The organism is Pseudomonadota bacterium, assembly GCA_026390555.1.
In the GTDB taxonomy this organism is placed as follows: domain Bacteria; phylum Bdellovibrionota_C; class UBA2361; order UBA2361; family OMII01; genus OMII01.
Genome location: JAPLFS010000023.1, coordinates 22,215 through 40,267, shown reverse-complemented (window position 1 = coordinate 40,267; position 18,053 = coordinate 22,215). Strand labels below are relative to the sequence as shown.

20 protein-coding genes are annotated in these 18,053 nt (G+C 50.1%); 14 read left to right on the top strand and 6 right to left on the bottom strand.

Annotated elements, in window-relative coordinates:
* Positions 1 to 217: 217 nt before the first annotated feature.
* From NTV65_02350 to NTV65_02335, 4 genes are all read right to left on the bottom strand, one after another.
* Positions 218 to 553: a hypothetical protein gene (locus NTV65_02350; protein ID MCX6114044.1), complete on the bottom strand. Its 336-nt coding sequence runs from the start codon at positions 551 to 553 to the stop codon at positions 218 to 220.
* Positions 554 to 624: 71 nt separating this feature from the next.
* Positions 625 to 1,017: a prepilin-type N-terminal cleavage/methylation domain-containing protein gene (locus NTV65_02345; GenBank protein ID MCX6114043.1), complete on the bottom strand. Its 393-nt coding sequence runs from the start codon at positions 1,015 to 1,017 to the stop codon at positions 625 to 627.
* A 134-nt stretch (positions 1,018 to 1,151) separates the two neighbouring features.
* On the bottom strand, positions 1,152 to 2,159 hold the full coding sequence (locus tag NTV65_02340; GenBank protein ID MCX6114042.1) for a type II secretion system F family protein: 1,008 nt from the start codon (positions 2,157 to 2,159) through the stop codon (positions 1,152 to 1,154).
* A 173-nt stretch (positions 2,160 to 2,332) separates the two neighbouring features.
* Positions 2,333 to 3,793: a hypothetical protein gene (locus tag NTV65_02335; protein MCX6114041.1), complete on the bottom strand. Its 1,461-nt coding sequence runs from the start codon at positions 3,791 to 3,793 to the stop codon at positions 2,333 to 2,335.
* 254 nt (positions 3,794 to 4,047) lie between these two features.
* On the opposite strand from NTV65_02335, the gene NTV65_02330 reads away from it, so the two are divergent.
* The 12 genes from NTV65_02330 to NTV65_02275 all read left to right on the top strand — a co-directional run bounded on the left by NTV65_02330 (position 4,048) and on the right by NTV65_02275 (position 13,771).
* Complete coding sequence (locus NTV65_02330) at positions 4,048 to 5,166, top strand: RNA polymerase factor sigma-32 (GenBank protein MCX6114040.1); 1,119 nt, start codon at positions 4,048 to 4,050, stop codon at positions 5,164 to 5,166.
* A 94-nt stretch (positions 5,167 to 5,260) separates the two neighbouring features.
* Positions 5,261 to 5,695: a cytochrome c maturation protein CcmE gene (locus NTV65_02325; GenBank protein ID MCX6114039.1), complete on the top strand. Its 435-nt coding sequence runs from the start codon at positions 5,261 to 5,263 to the stop codon at positions 5,693 to 5,695.
* A 19-nt stretch (positions 5,696 to 5,714) separates the two neighbouring features.
* A complete protein-coding gene (locus tag NTV65_02320; GenBank protein ID MCX6114038.1) occupies positions 5,715 to 7,724 on the top strand; it encodes a heme lyase CcmF/NrfE family subunit in 2,010 nt (669 codons plus the stop codon).
* Positions 7,721 to 8,008: a hypothetical protein gene (locus tag NTV65_02315; GenBank protein ID MCX6114037.1), complete on the top strand. Its 288-nt coding sequence runs from the start codon at positions 7,721 to 7,723 to the stop codon at positions 8,006 to 8,008. The genes NTV65_02320 and NTV65_02315 overlap by 4 nt, the downstream gene beginning before the upstream one ends.
* Complete coding sequence (locus tag NTV65_02310; GenBank protein ID MCX6114036.1) at positions 7,995 to 8,678, top strand: ABC transporter ATP-binding protein; 684 nt, start codon at positions 7,995 to 7,997, stop codon at positions 8,676 to 8,678. Before NTV65_02315 ends, NTV65_02310 begins: the two co-directional genes overlap by 14 nt.
* Positions 8,675 to 9,364, top strand: coding sequence for a heme exporter protein CcmB (locus NTV65_02305; protein MCX6114035.1), 690 nt, complete (start codon positions 8,675 to 8,677; stop codon positions 9,362 to 9,364). Before NTV65_02310 ends, NTV65_02305 begins: the two co-directional genes overlap by 4 nt.
* Before the next feature lie 22 nt (positions 9,365 to 9,386).
* A complete protein-coding gene (gene ccsA, locus NTV65_02300) occupies positions 9,387 to 10,055 on the top strand; it encodes a cytochrome c biogenesis protein CcsA (protein ID MCX6114034.1) in 669 nt (222 codons plus the stop codon).
* A 146-nt stretch (positions 10,056 to 10,201) separates the two neighbouring features.
* Positions 10,202 to 10,813, top strand: a complete 612-nt coding sequence (gene yihA, locus NTV65_02295; GenBank protein ID MCX6114033.1) for a ribosome biogenesis GTP-binding protein YihA/YsxC — start codon at positions 10,202 to 10,204, stop codon at positions 10,811 to 10,813.
* A 53-nt stretch (positions 10,814 to 10,866) separates the two neighbouring features.
* Positions 10,867 to 11,493, top strand: coding sequence for a riboflavin synthase subunit alpha (locus NTV65_02290; GenBank protein ID MCX6114032.1), 627 nt, complete (start codon positions 10,867 to 10,869; stop codon positions 11,491 to 11,493).
* Between the two features lie 107 nt (positions 11,494 to 11,600).
* The gene (locus NTV65_02285; protein MCX6114031.1) at positions 11,601 to 11,882 is read left to right on the top strand and encodes a hypothetical protein; all 282 of its coding nucleotides are present in this window, start codon (positions 11,601 to 11,603) and stop codon (positions 11,880 to 11,882) included.
* Between the two features lie 105 nt (positions 11,883 to 11,987).
* Positions 11,988 to 12,839, top strand: a complete 852-nt coding sequence (locus NTV65_02280) for a DUF692 domain-containing protein (GenBank protein ID MCX6114030.1) — start codon at positions 11,988 to 11,990, stop codon at positions 12,837 to 12,839.
* Positions 12,840 to 12,841: 2 nt separating this feature from the next.
* Positions 12,842 to 13,771 (top strand): hypothetical protein, encoded by a 930-nt coding sequence (locus NTV65_02275; protein MCX6114029.1) that lies wholly within the window; start codon positions 12,842 to 12,844, stop codon positions 13,769 to 13,771.
* Here NTV65_02275 and NTV65_02270 read toward each other — a convergent pair.
* Positions 13,746 to 14,132 carry an acyl-CoA thioesterase gene (locus NTV65_02270; GenBank protein ID MCX6114028.1) on the bottom strand — a complete coding sequence of 129 codons (387 nt, stop codon included), beginning with the start codon at positions 14,130 to 14,132 and terminating at the stop codon, positions 13,746 to 13,748. The genes NTV65_02275 and NTV65_02270 overlap by 26 nt on opposite strands.
* 336 nt (positions 14,133 to 14,468) lie before the next feature.
* Here NTV65_02270 and NTV65_02265 point away from each other — a divergent pair, with 336 nt between their 5' ends.
* Positions 14,469 to 16,181, top strand: coding sequence for a tetratricopeptide repeat protein (locus tag NTV65_02265; GenBank protein MCX6114027.1), 1,713 nt, complete (start codon positions 14,469 to 14,471; stop codon positions 16,179 to 16,181).
* 40 nt (positions 16,182 to 16,221) lie between these two features.
* On the opposite strand, the gene NTV65_02260 is transcribed toward NTV65_02265, so the two are convergent.
* Positions 16,222 to 16,761, bottom strand: a complete 540-nt coding sequence (locus NTV65_02260) for a YaeQ family protein (protein ID MCX6114026.1) — start codon at positions 16,759 to 16,761, stop codon at positions 16,222 to 16,224.
* 107 nt (positions 16,762 to 16,868) lie between these two features.
* Between NTV65_02260 and argF the strand changes: the two genes are divergently transcribed.
* Positions 16,869 to 17,810 carry an ornithine carbamoyltransferase gene (gene argF / locus NTV65_02255; GenBank protein MCX6114025.1) on the top strand — a complete coding sequence of 314 codons (942 nt, stop codon included), beginning with the start codon at positions 16,869 to 16,871 and terminating at the stop codon, positions 17,808 to 17,810.
* Positions 17,811 to 18,053 lie beyond the last annotated feature (243 nt).

Below are 18,053 nucleotides of genomic sequence, written 5' to 3'. Positions count from 1 at the left end.
TCTTAGCGCAGGCTTTGGGGCCTCCGGTATTACAATTGAGGAGCTTGATTATAACCTCCGTCTAATCGAGGCGCAGGAGAGCTGGTTTATAGATACGCTTGCAGCCGAGTTGCAATGGGAGGAGCTTCCTCCGGGTTAGTAGTTAGTCGAGGTGTGGTTGATGGCCGGGCGCTTGGCCTCCTCGATAGCTTCGCTGAAATTTGAGACCCGGTCACCTTTACGCGAGGCGATCGACACGAACACAGGAGACGAGTCTGCAACAGCACGAATAAGGTAGCGATATACCGCTATTTAGTTGGAGTGGATTGGTGCCGTAGCGCAGGATAAAACCATCGGCCCCCTCGCTTGGAACCTCCCACGTTACCTCGATGCCCTCGCTTTTGGTTTGTAGAGTGGCTGTTGTGACACTACCTTCGATAACGATATCTGATTCCGCTATTTGGCTAGCGACCTCGCTGCGCTCTGGAGCTGTAGTTGGTGCCTGCACTTGCGGCGCGCACGAGGTGAGGGAGATAAGGAGGGTGAGGATGGAGACAAGTTGAATGTTTTTCATCGAAGCTACGCAGGGATTGATTGTATAGACACTAGCTAGTGTACGGCCTAGCGCGGTACTCCTCAAGGGCTTTATGAACACCCAACCAAGCCGCCCTTGGCGCTATCCCAGGAGCATGTTTTATCTCCATTAACGTGTCTAGCTGTTCCGGTAAAGCCTGCTGCCGAGGCTGTGATAGTTACAGAAACCCCCTTCGAGAGAAACGAGACTCCCGGCAAGCCATCAACTATACACTTAGCTCCATTCGCAATTGTTGAGCAGTGTGAGATCTCCCTGTAAGCCGCGTTCTTGACGAAGAAGATCTCTTGAGCCGAGGCTATGTTTTTGAGGTCCTTAAGGGCGGCTCCGTTATAGGCGCGCTCTCTGTAGCTTGAATATTGAGGAATGGCTATCAGAGCAAGGATGCCCATAATGGCTCCTACAACCAGCACCTCAATCAGAGTAAAACCCGCCTGGCTTCTCATGGCAAAACCCTAGTAACCGTAGTATTTTTATAAAACCTCTTCAGAATACTACGATGCAACTGGATAGCTCCTAGGCTGTGTTTTTATCCAGCGTTTATTTATCTATAGATTCAGCATGTTATGGCAACCTAGAGCTACTGAACAATACCGCCCATCTCAAAGATCGGAAGATAAACGGCGAGGACTAGAACCCCAACAACGATCCCGAGTAGTACGATAGCAATTGGCTCAATCATGCCCTTGGCCAACCTGACCCCATCTGCGACCTCTCTGTAATAGAGCTCGGAGAGGATCGTAAAAGTTTTATCGAGAGCGCCGCTCTGCTCTCCAACCGCCACCATAGTTGATACGGTGGCCGGGAATGTACTTGAACGGCTCAACTGTTCCGTAAGAGAGATCCCTTGAAACATCCCGGAAGCGATCTTGCATAGTTCGCGCTCGATGACTGGATTACCGGCAACGCGCCCAGCAAGTTCAAGCGCAGTAACAAGGGGCACCCCCGATGTAAGTAGTGTACTAAGGGTGCTTGTAACACGGGCCAAGGACCCCTTAAGGGCAAGCGTTCCAAAGATCGGTAGTTTTATAACGATTGATTGCAGGATCGCTTTTCCACTAGGTGTTGAGCGTAGATGTGAGACAAAGGCTACTGCGCAGATGCAGCATACAAGCACGAAATGCCAGTACGAGAGGATAAATTCTGAGAGTAAGAGGGCGCAGCGGGTAAGCCATGGAAGAGTTACTCCAAAGTCAGCGAATAGGTCCCTGAAGGACGGAATCACTAGGGTAAGCAGAAGAACCGCAACGATAGCCGCTACAGAGATTATAAAACAGGGATAGAGCGCAGCGTGCAAAAGCTCGCGGCGAATCTGCTGCTCGCGTTCAAGGTGCTGCGCAAGCTTTTCAAGTACTGAGTCAAGCGCCCCGCCCTCCTCGCCGGCTCTTATTAGATCTGCATAAGGTTCTCTGAAGATACTGGGATAGAGCGCGATCGCCTGAGAGAGGGAGAGCCCCTCTAGTAGAGAGTTTCTTATAGCCACGAGAACCGCCCGGAATCCTCTGTTTTGTGACTGTATTGCGAGACTCTCAAGGGCAGAGGCGATCGGAACTCCGGCATTAAGCAGCATCGCCAGGTTGCGTGTCATGGACGCTACAACGCTATAGGGAACCTTGTTGGAGTCAATATCGCCAGAAACTCTGCGTGCTCTAGGCATAACTTATTCCGATCAATGGCTCCAAATGGCTCCATACTTATCGGATGTTCTTCGTGATAGTTTCGTAGCTATTCACCCCTTTTGCAGTGGCGGAGCTTGAAATGCTACTTCTCGTCCAGCTCTACGTTGTAGCGATACGGAAGGCGTAGGGTAACGCACGAATCTTGAGAAAGCTCGCTAGAGAGCTCCTGTGGTTCCCAGGTGGAGAATAAATCATCATCACCTTCAAGGCACTTGAGTTGGAGTAAAGCTTGGGTTCGTAGAGATATATTGCGGAACGTTACGGTAATTGTTTGAGGTGTCTCTAGGTTGCGCCATACTAGGCCTGTGCCAAGAGCGTCGAGTAATTTTAACTTCTCTTTAAAAAGCCTAAGACAATCCTTCTCCGAGAGGTTTTGGCCATCTATATCAATCTCGGTTATAAATTGAGAGAGGGGGGTTGCGGCAAGCTCTCGCATCTCGGCCCCACGATCGAGACGGCACCACAAAGCTTTTTCCTTTTCTGTAGCATAGACGATCTTAATCTCAGTTGGATCGTAATGGGTGATGTAATCTTTCCAAAAGTCATTCGCCTGTTGCTCGGTGATTGAGATCCGATACGGAGTCCCTAATCGATATTCGACATCTATTGGCCGCGAGTGTTCGGATGGAAAGAGCTCTTTAGTAAGGTCGCAGGGACTAACCGAGCTAGGATCTAGTAAGTAGCGCTCCCAGATCGGAAATTCTTTATCCGATAACTCCTCAAGCAGTTCTGTAGGAAGAGCTGCGTCCTGCTGCTTCATACTATGCCAATTCCTAATCTTAGGGAGGAGGTGCAAAGATGGGCTCAAATTAGATTCTGCCAGTGTCTCTATCTGAGATAACCAGCTCCAGAACTGATCGCAATGACTCTCTGGGATCTTGCCCTCGAGGAAGTGCCCCATATACTCATCAAAGGCTGATGGAATAGGCCAATTTGCCCTGACTACCAAGGATCGCCAGGCGGATTCTATAATCGATGCACGAGCTAGTAGTTGAACCTCGCCCCACTCCTGGCACGCTGTGATGAGCGCATCTGGAATGGGGAGATCCATCAGGCGCCACGTTTTACTCAACTGCTCCTGCAGAACGTCTCCGAGGGTTCGATCCGATTTCTTAGTCCCGAGGAACACCCCAGGCACAACCTGTAGCTTGCTTTCCTGCAGACCGTATAATCTTCTGAGGAGGTGCTGAGCTGCAGAATGATGAGAGAGCTCAGTTTGAAATAATCCAGATTGGTCGGGAGTCATCTGCGAAATTGAACTTAAGATAATATCTCGAATCCGCTTTTCAACCGCAAGGGCCTGCTTACAATACCCCATGAATTGAGCACTTTCAGTACAGCAATCAGATTTGGGATCGCAATCGATAGGGAATTCAATTTTGAATGGCAGCCACCTAAAGGAAGGAATCTCAAACTTGCTGATGGCGCCGTGAGGCGAACGGCATCCCTGACTTCCAGGTAGGAAGAGTTGTTGCGCAGAGAAGGGCGGCAGCTCTTGGTTGGATTCGAGTATTCCACGTACGGGATTAACGTAAGGAGCCATATTATATGGATTACCCCCAATTATTAAACAACGGGAAGAGTATATGGATCTGATGGAGACTATGAAACATCGGTTTAACAGTTATTGTAAAAAACGGCGGCACGAGCATTCCCAAACGACGCGAATGCTACCGTTAGCTACTATTCACCCCTAAACTAAGCGTCTCCGATCAAGGAAGTGGCGCTGTTGTGGCTTAAACCTCCCTGGGTATAGAGTATCTCTAGGTCGCTAGTAAGGCGTATAATGGGGCTAAGGTGTCAAAAACACGTTTAAAAAAAAGAAGCCAGGGGGCTAAGGTGAGGAGCGCCGGGGCCTTGGTTATTGAGCCTGCGACAGAGAGCAGCATGCCCGCCAATATGGAACTTATCCAAGAGGAGGAGGGGGAGTTACTGGAGCCAAGTGAGGTGTTACCTGCACAACATGAGCTGGAATTGGCCGATCTTGCTAGCCACTCTGAGGGGTATGCGCGCTTGGAGGATGAGCATGAGGCCACCGATGCCGTTGTTCCATATAGCGCGCTCAATGCGTACCTGGCTGAGTTGCGACGATTCTCCCCCCTTTCGAGGGAGGATGAGCACGCAGCGGCGCTCGATTACTATGCGACGAAGAATAAAGATGCTGCGTATTCGCTCGTATCGGGCTCTCTATGGCTCGTTGTTAAGATTGCTCGGGAGTATGAGAGGGTTGCAAGGAACGTTCTCGATCTTATTCAGGAGGGAAACATCGGACTGCTTGAGGCCGTCCAGAATTTTGACCCTTATAGAGGTGTGAGGTTCCCGTCATACGCCGTCTGGTGGATCCGTGCCTATATTATCCGCTACATGATCGCTAATTGGCGTCTTGTAAAGATCGGCACCACGCAGGCGCAGCGCAAGCTCTTCTTTAATCTTAAAAAAGAGAGTGATCGACTTGAGCGCGAGGGGATCTATCCCTCAAGCAGATTGCTCGCCGAAAAGCTTAACGTGCGTGAGTCTGATGTAATCGAGATGTCGCAGCGTTTAGGTAGCCCAGATGCCAGTGTCGATGCGCCCCTGCATGAGGACTCCGACTCAACGCTGCTCTCAATTATTCCAAGCGGTGGGGAGTCGATTGAAGAGTCACTTTCAAAAAGACAGCTGCACGAGGCTCTTACAGGATCGATCCTTGAATTCGAAAAGGGTCTGACCGACAAAGAGCGAACCATCTTTCGTGGACGGGTCGTTAATGAGGAGATCTTGACCCTGCAGCAGCTCTCCGATCAGCTCGCACTGAGTAAGGAGCGGGTCAGACAGATTGAGAACAAGCTGCGCGATAAGTTAAAGCTCTTCGTCTCTAAACAGCTCGGTGCTGAGCTTAAGGAGTGGATTGAGGTAGATAAGGAGGGGGCAAAGTAGCAGTAAGGATAACTATTTACCCCTTTGCATGGTTATGCCGAAGTTGTTGGGGTAGACTGAGGTATCGCTTTGTTTGGTCCCTATAAGTAAGCATATGGGTCGGATATTTATTACACTAGTTTCACTCTTTGTTGTTGTTGGCGGCGTTCTGGTCTTTCAGGCGACGCGCGGTACCAGCTCGCTGGTTCTCTTGCCCTCGGAGTTGGTGGCAAAGGCTGCGGCTAACGACCTGCCACGGATTCGGATCGGTGGGCGCGTTGCTGATCCGATTAGTTACCAGACAGAACCCAAAATTGTACTTACCTTTAATATCACAGATCCCAAGGGTGGCGACGCTACGGTGCCGGTAGTATACGAGGGGCTTAAGCCTGATATGTTCGCTGCTGGCAGGGATGTTCTGATCGATGGCGACTTTGTTGGGGGCTCTGTACTGGCCGCCAAGCTTCAGACCCAGTGCCCCTCAAAGTATGAGCCCGTTGTGCCCGGGGCTATGCCAGAAAGTATAGATAAAGAGAAGCAGGTAGGGTGACCGTTATGAGGAGCAAGGGATGATAGAGTTCGGACATTTTGCGCTTTGTTTGGCCTGGCTTTTAGCTCTAATTGGGGTCGTTGCTGGGTGCTTAGTAGGGCGGCGCTCTCATGTGGCGCTCTCGCATGTTGAAGCGTTGCGGCGCGTTACGATAGCCGTTGCGATCTCTCTCGGTTGCGCACTCTTGGGGCTCGGATACGCCTTCCTTACGAACGACTATTCCATTCAGTACGTCTGGCAGTACTCCAATCGTGAGATGCCGTGGATCTATAAGATCACCGCGATCTGGGGCGGTATGGACGGCTCTATGTTGTTGTGGTGCTTCCTCGTTGCTGCATATTGCGCCTTTGTAGCGCGCGCCTCTGTTAAGTATCCACGCCCACTTTTGCCATTTCTCTACGCATTTCTTAATACCTCACCGCTATTCTTTATAACCGTGACCCTCTTCTTTACTAATCCGTTTCGCTATCTGCGCTCTGCACTCGTAATGCCCGATGGCAACGGACTCAATCCACTGCTTCAGAATGAGTACATGGCTATTCATCCCCCTACGCTCTATCTAGGATTTACCGGATTAGCGGTTCCCTACGCCTTCTGTATGGCTGCACTCGCCTCGGGGCACCTCTCGAATGATTGGATCCGACTCGTGCGTCGCTGGACCCTGATAGCGTGGACCTTCTTAACCGCTGGGGTCGTACTGGGTGGCCACTGGGCATATCTTGAACTCGGTTGGGGTGGCTTCTGGGCATGGGACCCGGTGGAGAACGCCTCCCTGTTACCCTGGCTGACAGCAACTGCGCTACTGCACTCCGTGATGGTTCAGGAGCGCAAGGGCATGCTCAAGATCTGGAATATATCGCTTGTCGTTTTGACGTATGCGCTGACCGTATTTGGAACGTTCCTAACACGCTCGGGAATTGTGCAAAGTGTACACGCCTTCGCCTCAACCGATATCGGTTGGGTCTTTCTAGCCTACCTATCGGGTATAATACTCTTGGCGGTGGTTCTTGTGATCTATCGTCGTAAAGAGCTGCGCCCGGACCGCGCCATTGAGAGCTTCTTCTCTCGTGAGGCGGTCTTTCTGCTCAATAATCTAGTGCTCCTTAGTATCTGCTTTGCGGTGCTATGGGGGGTGATGTTTCCAGTTTTTTCAGAGGCCTTTACTGGAGAGAAGCAGACGGTCGGGATTCCGTTCTTTAACGCAGTTAACGTGCCACTCTTTCTTTCCCTTGTGTTTTTAATGGGTATTGGGCCAACGATCGCCTGGAAGCGCTCCTCGCTTAGTCATCTTCTGCGCGCCTTTACCCTGCCGTTTCTGGGCGGCTTTCTAGTGGCGATCGCCCTTGTATGGGCTGGTATTACAGAGTTCTATCCGGTGCTCTCGTACTCGCTCTGTTTCTTCGTTCTTATGACGATATTAGGTGAGCTGCAGCGGGGCTTAAGCGCTCAGGCCGGAGTTACTCAATCCTCAACCTGGTCACCAAGCACAGCCGCTACACTTTTTCGTAGACAAAGAATTAAGTACGGCGCGCACATAATTCATTTCGGTGTGCTTGTAATGACGGTTGCTATCACAGCTTCAATGGCGCACAAGATTGAGAGGGAGTTTACCTTGGGGCCAGGTGAGCGCTTTACCGTTGGACGGTTCTCGCTAGAGCTGCGCAATGTTCGCGAAGAGGAGCACGCAAATTACGGGGCGGTGCAGGCGCAGGTAATACTCCGCTCACTTAAGGATGATTCTATACTTGAGACCCTCCGCCCTGAATTGCGCTTCTATCCCAAAAACAAGGAAACCACGACGGAGGTGGCTCTCCGTATGGGACAACGTGAGGATGTGTACCTCGTGCTGGCCGGTATCGATGAATCGGGAACGAGGGCCTCTTTAAAGCTCTTTATTAATCCCCTGCAGGTATGGCTTTGGTATGGGGCTATACTTATGATTATCGGCGGTATAGTTGTTGCTGTTCCTGTGCCGCGCCAAGTAATGGCCAAGCAGAGAGAGAAGGAGAGGGGACTACAATCAATATGAGTATCTGGATCCTTGCCTCACTGTTGCTTGTTGCCTCGCTAACGGCCTTTCTGATCGGACCGTTCTTTGAGCCAGCGCTTAACGGCGCGCTTGAATCGATTGAGCGTGATTCGTTTCGAGCCTTACTTGATTCAAAAGAGAGGGCGCTCAGGGCCCTTAAGGATCTTGAGCTCGATCATTCTATGGGGAAGGTTAGCGCCGAGGACTTTGAGCACTCTAAGTTGGCTTTGTCCCTTGAGGTGGTAAAGGTCCTGGATGATATTAAGCGCCATGGTGGAGAGTGAGCCCGTTATTCAGGTACGTAACGTCTCAAAGACGTTCGGTGCTGTGCGAGTTCTTAATCGTCTTAATCTCTCCTTTGTAGCGGGTGAGATAACGTTGCTTCTAGGAGCTAATGGAGCTGGAAAATCAACCCTGCTCCGCATCCTGGCGGGGCTAGCCAGAGCAGATAGCGGCTCCATCGATAGGACTACGGGACGCATAGGGTTTTTATCTCATCAGTCATTCCTCTATAGCCGCCTGACCGTAGCTGAGAATATAAAGCTCTTTTCAGAGGTAACGGAGCGTCAGCAGGTTGAGCCGATTCTCTCCCGCTGGGGGCTAAGCGCTAGTGCAGAGATCTTAGTTGGAGATCTGTCGAGGGGCACACAGGCAAGAGTTGGACTAGCGCGCGCATTTCTAGCCTCACCTGACGTGCTCTTATTGGATGAGCCCTCAAGTAACTTAGATGAGCGGGGAACCGAGCTGTTACTAACTGCTATGCGAGACGAGCGAGAGCGTGCAGGTAGCAAGCTTCTATCGATCGTTGCTACGCACGATCTCCATCGATTGCGGAGCATCGCCGACCGCATAGTTGTTTTGAGCGCGGGCGAGGTGCTTGCAGATACAGGATCAAAGGCTACGCCTGATGATATCGATCGCATCGTCGGCTTTTATCGGGAGGCTAATCGATGATCGAGTGGCTGAGGGTACTACTGGTCCTACTTCAAAAAGAGGCGCGCCTAGAGTTGCGTGGCAAAGAGATCCTCACCTTGCTGCTCTGTAACGCTATTCTTATGTCGGCTCTGGTAGGAGCTGGCATTAGCTCTGCGATGCTCGATCGATTGAATACGACCAGGGTCTTCCCAATGCTACTGTGGCTTATTTTTCTCCTTACCACGACGGCCTCTGTTGTCAGAGCTTATGAGCAGGAGCTTGAAAATCGTGGCTTTGAGGGGCTGCTTCTGGCCGGAGTAACGGGGAGCCAGATTTATGTGGCTAAGGTCATTAGCATGACCTTCCTGTTTTTTTGTAACATTATACTCCTCTCCGTTGTGCTGGCAGCCGCGCTCGATCAGCAGCTAAGTACTATATTGCTGCCGCTAGCGTTGTTAGGGCTCTGTTCTGCGAGTGCCCTAGCGGCGCTGATCGTAGTTCTTGCAGCGGTAGCTAGCACCTCGCGTATGCGTGGGGTTTTGCTGCCTATTATAGCGTTACCCCTTCTTTTTCCACTATTTTTTGCAGGTGTTGAGATGACAACTGAGCTAGTTGTTAGGGGCGCAATTGATCTCACTCTCCCCTGGCCATCCATACTGCTGTGCGCCAATGCGCTCTACTTTGCTCTAGGTATTAACCTTTTTGAGTATGCTATTCGGGACTAGGCGCGTGTGGTATAACCCCTATATGCTCAATACTTCGCGCATATTTACGATCTTCGGCCTGCTGACCCTACTATTAGTGGGGACCGCGCAGTACTTGATCTTTATGGTGGTGCCGAATGAGGTAGTGATGGGGGCCGTGCAGAGAGTTTTTTACTTCCATGTTCCGGCAGCTCTCTGCTGTTACGTTGCTTTTGGAGCGGTGTTCGTAGCAAGTATCATGTATCTCGCAACTAGAAACCGAGCTGCTGATCGAATCTCAACCGCATGCGGAGAGGTTGGGTTCGTATTATGCACCGTCACATTGATTACCGGAATGATCTGGGGGCATAGCGCTTGGAACACCTGGTTTCGTTGGGAGGAGCCGCGACTCGTTACCTTTCTAGTTCTCTGGCTTATATTTCTCTCCTTCACAGTTCTTCGTAACTTTGGTGATCCTAGCAAGAGCGCAGACCACGCCTCCGTGCTTGGAATTATGGGGGCAGCTTCTGTTCCCCTGGTTTATCTTTCAATTAAACTCCTTCCCCAGAGTGCACGACTGCACCCAGAAGTTATTGAGCAGGGCGGTCTTAGGGACCCCTCGTTTATCTGGACGTTCTGCATTTCCTGTATCGCGTTGTTATGCCTGACAGCGTTTCTAGCGTGGTTACGCTACCGGATTGAAACCGCACATGAAGAGCTTATAAAGAGATGAAGGAGAGAGCATGACACCTGATTCATATCCAGCTTTATTTTGGTCATACACTGCCGTATGGGTGCTACTCGCAGTTTATATGATCTGGCTCGGAGTACGTCTGGGACGTATAGAGCGGTCCCTTTCTGTAAAGGGAGGAGCTCGCAATGACAGCGGAAAAAAAATCAGTTGAGATTAAGGATGCAGCCTTTTTGTTTGGAGCCCCAAATCTTGAAGCGATCTGCAAGCATGCAATGCCTGAGGTAGCCGTTATTGGCCGCTCAAACGTTGGTAAATCAACCTTTATAAATAGACTTAGCTCCAGAAAATTGGCGCGGGTGAGTGGCAATCCAGGCTCAACCAGGGAGCTCAATTTTTACAAAATTGAGGGTGTGCTTAATGCGAACCCATTTGGTATAGCGCTCGTTGATATGCCAGGCTTTGGATTTGCAAAGCTATCAAAATCTCAGCGCGAAGAGATCTCGCGTCTCGCCGTGTCATTTTTGCGCGAGCGACGCTATCTGAAAGGGGTTGTGCTCTTAAATGACTGTCGCCGCTTACCCGAAGAGGACGAGCTCGCAATTCAGCACCTCTGTTTTGAGAGGGGCATTAGCTGCATCGTCGTAATTACTAAGATTGACGCCCTTAGAAGAAGCGAGCAACAGCGCTCCGTTTCTGATATAGCGAAGGCCTATCATATGGAGCGTAGCGAGGTGCTGGTAACAGGGGAGGGTGTCTCGCCGACAGCTATCTGGGAGCGAATTATTGCAATTGTTTAGGGGTACGGCGCCTATTGTTTGGATTTTCAGCCCCATTTCTGTAAGCTAATATTATGTTTACCGGTATAGTTCAAGGTATTGCAACCGTAACTGCGGTCACGCCTCGTGCGGATATCATAACCCTGCAGGTTGAGTTCTCGCAGGGGGCGACTGCTGGAGTTGTACAGGGAGCGAGCGTTTCATTGGACGGTTGTTGCTTGACCGTTACCGCGATACCTACAAGCTCAAGTCTTACCTTTGATCTCGTTCCAGAAACGATACAACGCAGCTCCTTTAAAGATGTTGCAAAGGGCTCGAAGATAAATTTTGAAAGATCCCTCCGTTTTGGAGATGAGGTTGGTGGGCATATCCTATCTGGGCACGTGGATACGGTTGCCGAGGTATGTAATGTGCAGCTATTTGATAATAGTCGCGTTGTCACCTTTCGTTGTTCGCCAGAGTGGACGAAGTATCTCTTTACCAAGGGCTATATAGCTTTAAACGGCGCTAGTTTGACCCTTACCCGCGTTGATAAGACAACAGGCGAGTTTGATATTTCGCTTATTCCAGAGACTTTGGCGAAGACTACGTTTGGAGCGATCGTAATAGGAGAGGTAGTTAACGTTGAGGTTGACCGAACAACCCAGGCGATAGTTGATACAGTAGAACGGATTATCGCAGAGAGGGGCTCAGCAGCTTAAAGATTCAGGAGCCTGAAATTACCGTTGTATGTAGGTTTCTGTTTGGTTAACTTAATCAGAGCGGTTCCCTGGTAGGATCGTAAATAGTAAAAATAGAAAGGTATATTATGACAGACAAGAAACTTTTTTCATCGTTATCTGGGCTTGTAATCGGTGTCGTTGCTGGTGCCGGTATCATAGCTGCGCCTACGGCTGCTTTTGCTGATCACCATAATGAGCACGATCATGATCAGGAGGAAGCAGGTGAGAAGTCCTGCTCGGGCGACAAGAAGTGCTCAGGCGAGAAGAAGGCCGATACTTCGGATGAGAAGGCGGATACCTCGGATAAGAAGGCTGACACCTCCGATAAAAAGTGCTCTGGCGAGAAGGGCTGCGCAGGTAAGATGTAAGGTCTTTTAAGCTTACAAGGGCTGTTCGGATGCCGTGCTTTGACCCTTCCTAGGTCAATTTATACGGTGTTCGAACGGCCTTTGCTATTTTGTATGGATCCGCGAGTGAAGAAGAACTTTAACCTGCCAATACTTGGTGCTGGAGCTGGACTACGCCACGAGCATTTCGATCAGATCCTTCAAACTACCCCAGAATTTAAGTGGTTTGAGGTCATCTCGGATGACTTTATGGATTTTGGTGGGTATTCGCGCGATCGTTTAATGCAGATTAGCGAGCGATACCAGCTTATCTCGCACGGAGTTTGTCTCGCAATCGGTTCAACCGATCCCCTTGATAGGGAGTATCTCAGAAGATTGAAAAAATTCTGTCTAGATATCGGCTCGCCCTGGACCTCAGACCACCTCTGTTTTACTAAGGTCGATCACACAAATATGCTCGACCTTATGCCGCTGCCATTTACAAAGGAAACGGTTGAGCACGTTGTCGAAAGGGTTAAGATCGTTCAGCAGGAGCTTGAGCTCCCATTTTTGTTAGAGAACGTGACTCGTTACGTTACTGTATCCGATCGAGAGATGTCTGAGGGTGAGTTTATATCTGAGATCGTAACACGGGCAGATTGCGGGCTCTTGCTTGATATTACCAATGTTTACCTAAACTCTCAGTTTCATGGCTACGATGCCCAGCACTTTATCTCCTCGCTACCACTGGAGCGAGTCGGACAGATTCATCTGGCCGGATGGGTACCCACTGAGGATGGCTCTATTATCGATAGCCACGATGGACCCGTGCAACCGGAGGTATGGGAGCTCTTTAAAAAGACTATAGAGTTAACCGGACCAACCTCCGTCCTTGTAGAGTGGGATAATCTACTCCCCTCCGTAGATAGGCTGCTGGCTGAAACCGTAATGGCCGATCAGGTAATAATGCAGCATGCCGGCTTCGGAGAGGGGCGTTAGGTATGGCGCTAGCTGCAATACTATCAGCATTTAGGCAACTTGTGCTCGATGGTATTGAGCTCCCCCCGACACAGGATGAGCGGGCAGCGCTTTACAGCAAAAAATTTCAGGGGCTTTCACCTGAAGAGATAGAAGATCTCTCTAAGATGGACCCTGCTAGGCTTAAGGTCTATACAAGCAGCGTGTTTATGGCCGAGGGTGGCATCCTCAGCAATACATTTCCCATAACGCTGGCTATTCTTAGGCGTAGTTGGCCAGGTTCAATGGGGCCCTTCTCACCAGAAGAGGTGGCGCAGCGCGTTCATCAGGTCTCCCCATGGCGGGGCATTCATAGCCAAAGCTTAGGACTCTCTCTGCGTGACTTTATCGAGCAACAGCTTGCGCCGCTCTGCAAGAGCGAGCCGGAGCTACTTGAGGTTGTCGGGTTTGAGCAGGCAGCGCTTGAGATTCGTAAGGCTCTAAATGAGTCGGTGGCGCCACAATCCACCGAGATCTTTAATCAGATATCAAACATGAAGGTGCAGGAGCTCCTCAGCTGTGTCGCATATGTCCCGACGCTGCTTCGTTGTTGCCTACTGCATTATGATATTCAGGCCCTGAGGCAACATTTTCTAAAAACTGGTGAGCTGAGCGCTATCGCTCTGCGCCGACATGCTCTGATTGGAGCACGTCCCTTTGATTACGGAGTACTCTGGAGCGAGGTGCCGGAGAGTGTGGCTAGCCTTATGATGGAGCACAGAGGGGAGATCTCAGAACGTCTAACGCTTGAGGAGCTTGCAGAGGGCTATTTGCAGGGGGCCTCCCATCAGAGCGAAGAGCAGGCCTTTAATTCATTTCTCTTATTTGTACAGGAGTTGGTAAAGATCGGGGCATTAACGATTATGTTGCCGAGTAACGAATCGAGTACTATGCCTGATCGAATATCGGTATAGGGTGGTGATTTGAGTCAACAGCAACCATCACAACCTCTGCTGTTGTTACGGCTGTGGTATGGAGTGAATCAACGCCACGCGTAGCCTCAACCTCAACCTTAATGGTGATAGAGGTTCTTCCTATAGCTAAGGTGCTACAATAAAAGCTAACCGAATCGCCGATAAATACAGGAGCTATAAACTCAACCTCTCGCATCACCTTAGTAACATACTTCTTAGGCGAGACCGAACGGGCATGCTGACCGGCGGCTAAGTCGAGGAGGCTTAAAATATGGCCTCCGAAGATGCTGCCGAGCGCATTAGTATCACGCGGCATCATGATCGAGCGGATTGCGGGGTTACGGGTGCCTTGGTCTGTCATATGGTCTCCGTTACCTCTAACTGAGAAATTGATTTTACGAAATAGGTTTCAAGAGGAGTCCACATATTTTCGTGGGATTGCTAACTCAGCAGGGGGCGATTTGCATAGGAAATCGGGGGTGATAACATTAACTATTCACAAAATCTGCCGTCTCCGATCGGGGGACGACAAGAAAGGGGGCGGTTACGTACAAAGACCGGCTCCTATAAGTATTAACGTATACTGCTGTAAAGCACTATGAATAGTGACAGTTTATAGTTCGAATCGGTCTTTTTAAAGCGTTAAGAGGCGAGCTAGTTCGCAATTTAAGGCAAGATTCTGTATAATTATAACACTATGTTTCCACAAAAAGGCGATAATAAACGACCGGATTCATCAATCAGCAAGCCTGCATCAGAGGCGGTGTCCCATATAGAAGAGATCGGTAGACTCCTTCAGACAGCATTGAAGGAGCTCCGGGGCTATAACAGTGGCAGAGCCCTAAACTGCATTATGCGAGCAGTTGAGATCTCTGATACTTCGGCGATATCGAGCAATGCGCTGCGTGCAGATGTACGGGAGCAGGCCGCCTACATGCTTAATGTTTATGGTGAGGTAGTAGATGCGGAGCGTTACTTAACAGAGACGATTCAGCTGCGTGCTACTAACCAATCTACTCCGATGGAGGAACTCCATAAGTTGCGGACTTTAAAAGCCGAGATACTAGGAAAGCTCGGGAGATTTGATGAAGCACGTTCTTTGTGGAGCTATGTTGGATATTGGGTAGAGAGACATGCACCCAACTCCCTTTTGGAGAAGCATGTGTTGATAGGGCAAGCTAATTTAGCTAGTAGGGAGGGCGATCTAGTAACGCACGGGCGCTTTATGGTGCAGCTCTTTAATACCATCTCAATAGTTCCTAAAGAGAGTAGATCTGAGCTTGTAGAGATGCTGGTTGAAGCCTCTGCAGATGAGGAAGCGGAGGGGAGATTTAAGATGGCCGGGCTTCTAGTGAGAGAGGCTTTGCTTACAGCTGAGACCAACGGAGAGCCACCTGAAACTACTACAATTATTAGGCTCAAGGTCGCTGCCATGGCACATAAGGCGGGCGATTTCGCTGAGGCCCGAGCTCTCCGTACTAAGTTACTGCGCGAAATTGTTGAGCAACAAGGAGACTCCTCTCCGCAGGCGGTAGAAATAAGGATCGCCCTAGCAGAGACCCTTGTTGAGCTCAATGAATTTGAAGCGGCTGAGAATATGCTTAGAGTGAGTCTCGATATCTGCCTGCAAGAGGGCTATGACAATGAGGCTATGCAGTCGGCCGATACATTAACGATGTTGTACGGTTCACGTAACCTGCATGCGGAAGCGAGAGAGGTTCTTGCCTCTATTGCAGATTTAGTTAGCAATATGCCAGCGCAGCATAGACTGCTTTTGCGAGCCGAGACCTCTGTCGCTGAGAAGGCCTTCGGCGGGGATCTGCAGGGAGCCTGTCAGGAGCTAGAAAAGTTGTTGTGCGAGGCGAGAGAGCTACAGGGTATTGAGCGAGCATGCGTCGAGGGATCGATTCTAGCTAGTTTGGTATGCGTCTATCTGCGAGCCGATACCAATACTGAACGAGCGAGGGAATATCTAAACCTAGCGTATGATACTATTTCCAACCTTCCTTCGAAGTTTGCGGAGGGGGTGCTCCTCAAGGTGAGAGATGTTGAGGCGCAGCTTGCAAACATGGAGCAAGACCCTGAGCGTGTCTGTAAAATAATCCAGAGTCAGATGGACTCGATGGAGAGAATGGATGGGCTGGCTAATTTCAACATTAAAAGCATTATGCTTGAGCGCCTTGGGAAAGCTCAGTACAACGCCGGCAAACTCGTTGAATCTCAACAGACTATGCGTGGGCTAAAGGTGTTACTCGAGAGTCGTAATGACCTTACCTCGATGCGTTATGCGCGAGCCCTTATCGCATTGGCACAACTGTTACCCGAAGGTGATAGTGAGATCGAGCCCCTAATTGAAAAAGCGTTGCCGATCTTACAGCGGCATAAGCAGGAGTTTCCTGGGTTTAATTAAAGGGCCCACCTAGCGCGGAGTTAAGGACGGGTAGTAGATCTCAGGCAAGCCTTCTTTCCATAATATGGGAGGAAAGATCCTGGCCGTTAAGAGCGACGTAGATGGTCTGATCGCTGCGTGATACGCTCATTTTATTTCTGCGCTCTAACGCTCTGACCAGTAAGCTGATAAAGCCCTCTTCGAATGAATATAGGGGAACTTCCGCACCTCTATAGATCTGTTTTTGCAGCAACTGCTGAAATACGTTATCAGCAGAGCGGTGGCAGTATACCGCCACACGCTTAGCTATTTTAGTCGCTTTATGAAGTCGCTCTGAGTCTGGTGCTCCGATCTCGATCCAGCTGTTATAAGTGCCGTCCAGCGCCTTGATTGAGAGCGTTGGTTCCTCTGGTGAGCCGACCCCGGGGGAGAAAGCTATACCCTCTTCGAATTCAAGGGCCCATGCCAGAACCCTTGTGAGCATAAATTCAGGGCTTTCCGAGGGGTGTAACGCTACCGGCAACTTAAGGCTCTGATATACCCCGCGGTCCATATCTGAGAGATCGATTGAAAAGTGATATATAGTTGACTTGGGTGCCACGAGTATCTTTTGGGTGGGTAGTAATTAGCTAAGATTGCATTGAATAGTGATTGCATATCATCGTTATAGCGGTATCGTGCTGTCACTATAGAATCTCTGGGAGGGCTATGAAAGGTATAACGAAGATCTCAGATCTCTCTGTAAAGGAGCTTAACTCTATTATTGAGATGGCGGATCGTTTTCGAGTCGGGCGTTCGCAGGGCATATCCGAGTCTCTCCCCTTGGCGGGGCGCTTTGTGGCGCTTGTGTTTGAGAAGCCCTCACTTCGAACTAAGGTAAGTTTTGAAGTTGCAACCGCTGCCTTGGGTGGCCATCCGATCTTTCTCTCTAGTGAGCAGATCTTTGCGAGTGGAGGAAATCAGGCCGGCCGAGAGTCTGTGCCTGATATCGGTCGCAATATTGAGAGGTTCTGTGATGTGATCATAGCCCGTGTTTTTCGACATGAGACCATCGCTCTTTTGAGCGCGGCGGTGAAGGTTCCGGTTATTAATGCCTTATGCGATCAGCACCATCCGTGTCAGGCCATTGCAGATGTTGTAACTATGGAGCAATTCTCTGCACGTAGAGGCAGTGGGCTGAAGGTTTCCTATATCGGGGACGGTAATAACGTTGCTACATCCCTGGTTCAGGCCTGTGTGATGCGTGGGCATAGTGTGGCGGTGGCGAGTCCGGCTGGCTACGAGGTACCGATTAGGGAGCAGGAGGCCACGCATTCATTACGTGTTAATAATGAGCAATCGATTGAGTTCGTAAGGGAGCCGAGCGCCGTAATTGAGGACGCCGATATCGTCTACACCGATACATTTATCTCGATGGGGCAGGAGGATCAGAGGGCTGCTCGTCTCGAAGCCTTTAAGGGCTATCAGGTTAATAGAGATCTGATGGTAAAGGCCCCTGTTCACGTGAAGTTTATGCATTGTTTGCCAGCTCATAGGGGAGAGGAGGTTACAGATGAGGTGATCGATTCAGCTCAATCGATCGTATTTGACCAAGCGGAGAGTCGACTCCATGTGGCCAAGGCGGTATTGGCCTGGAGCCTTGGCTCCTAGAAATCAAGAAGTGGGGCGCAAGATACTTTAAGTTACTTAAAGTAGCGAGCAAAGCTCGGCCGCGTAAATCTGACCCCCTTTTACACCTTGGGCCGTGTGCTCTATAGTAAAGCGAGAAGGGGACGTGTCAGTAAAGTAGGTAGATCTTTCGTTCGTACCTTCTATAGGCTATTGAAGATACTCCTAAAAGGCGTTGAGCCGTGGATAGCACCCAAGTGCAATTATGGTAACTGGTCACCGTAG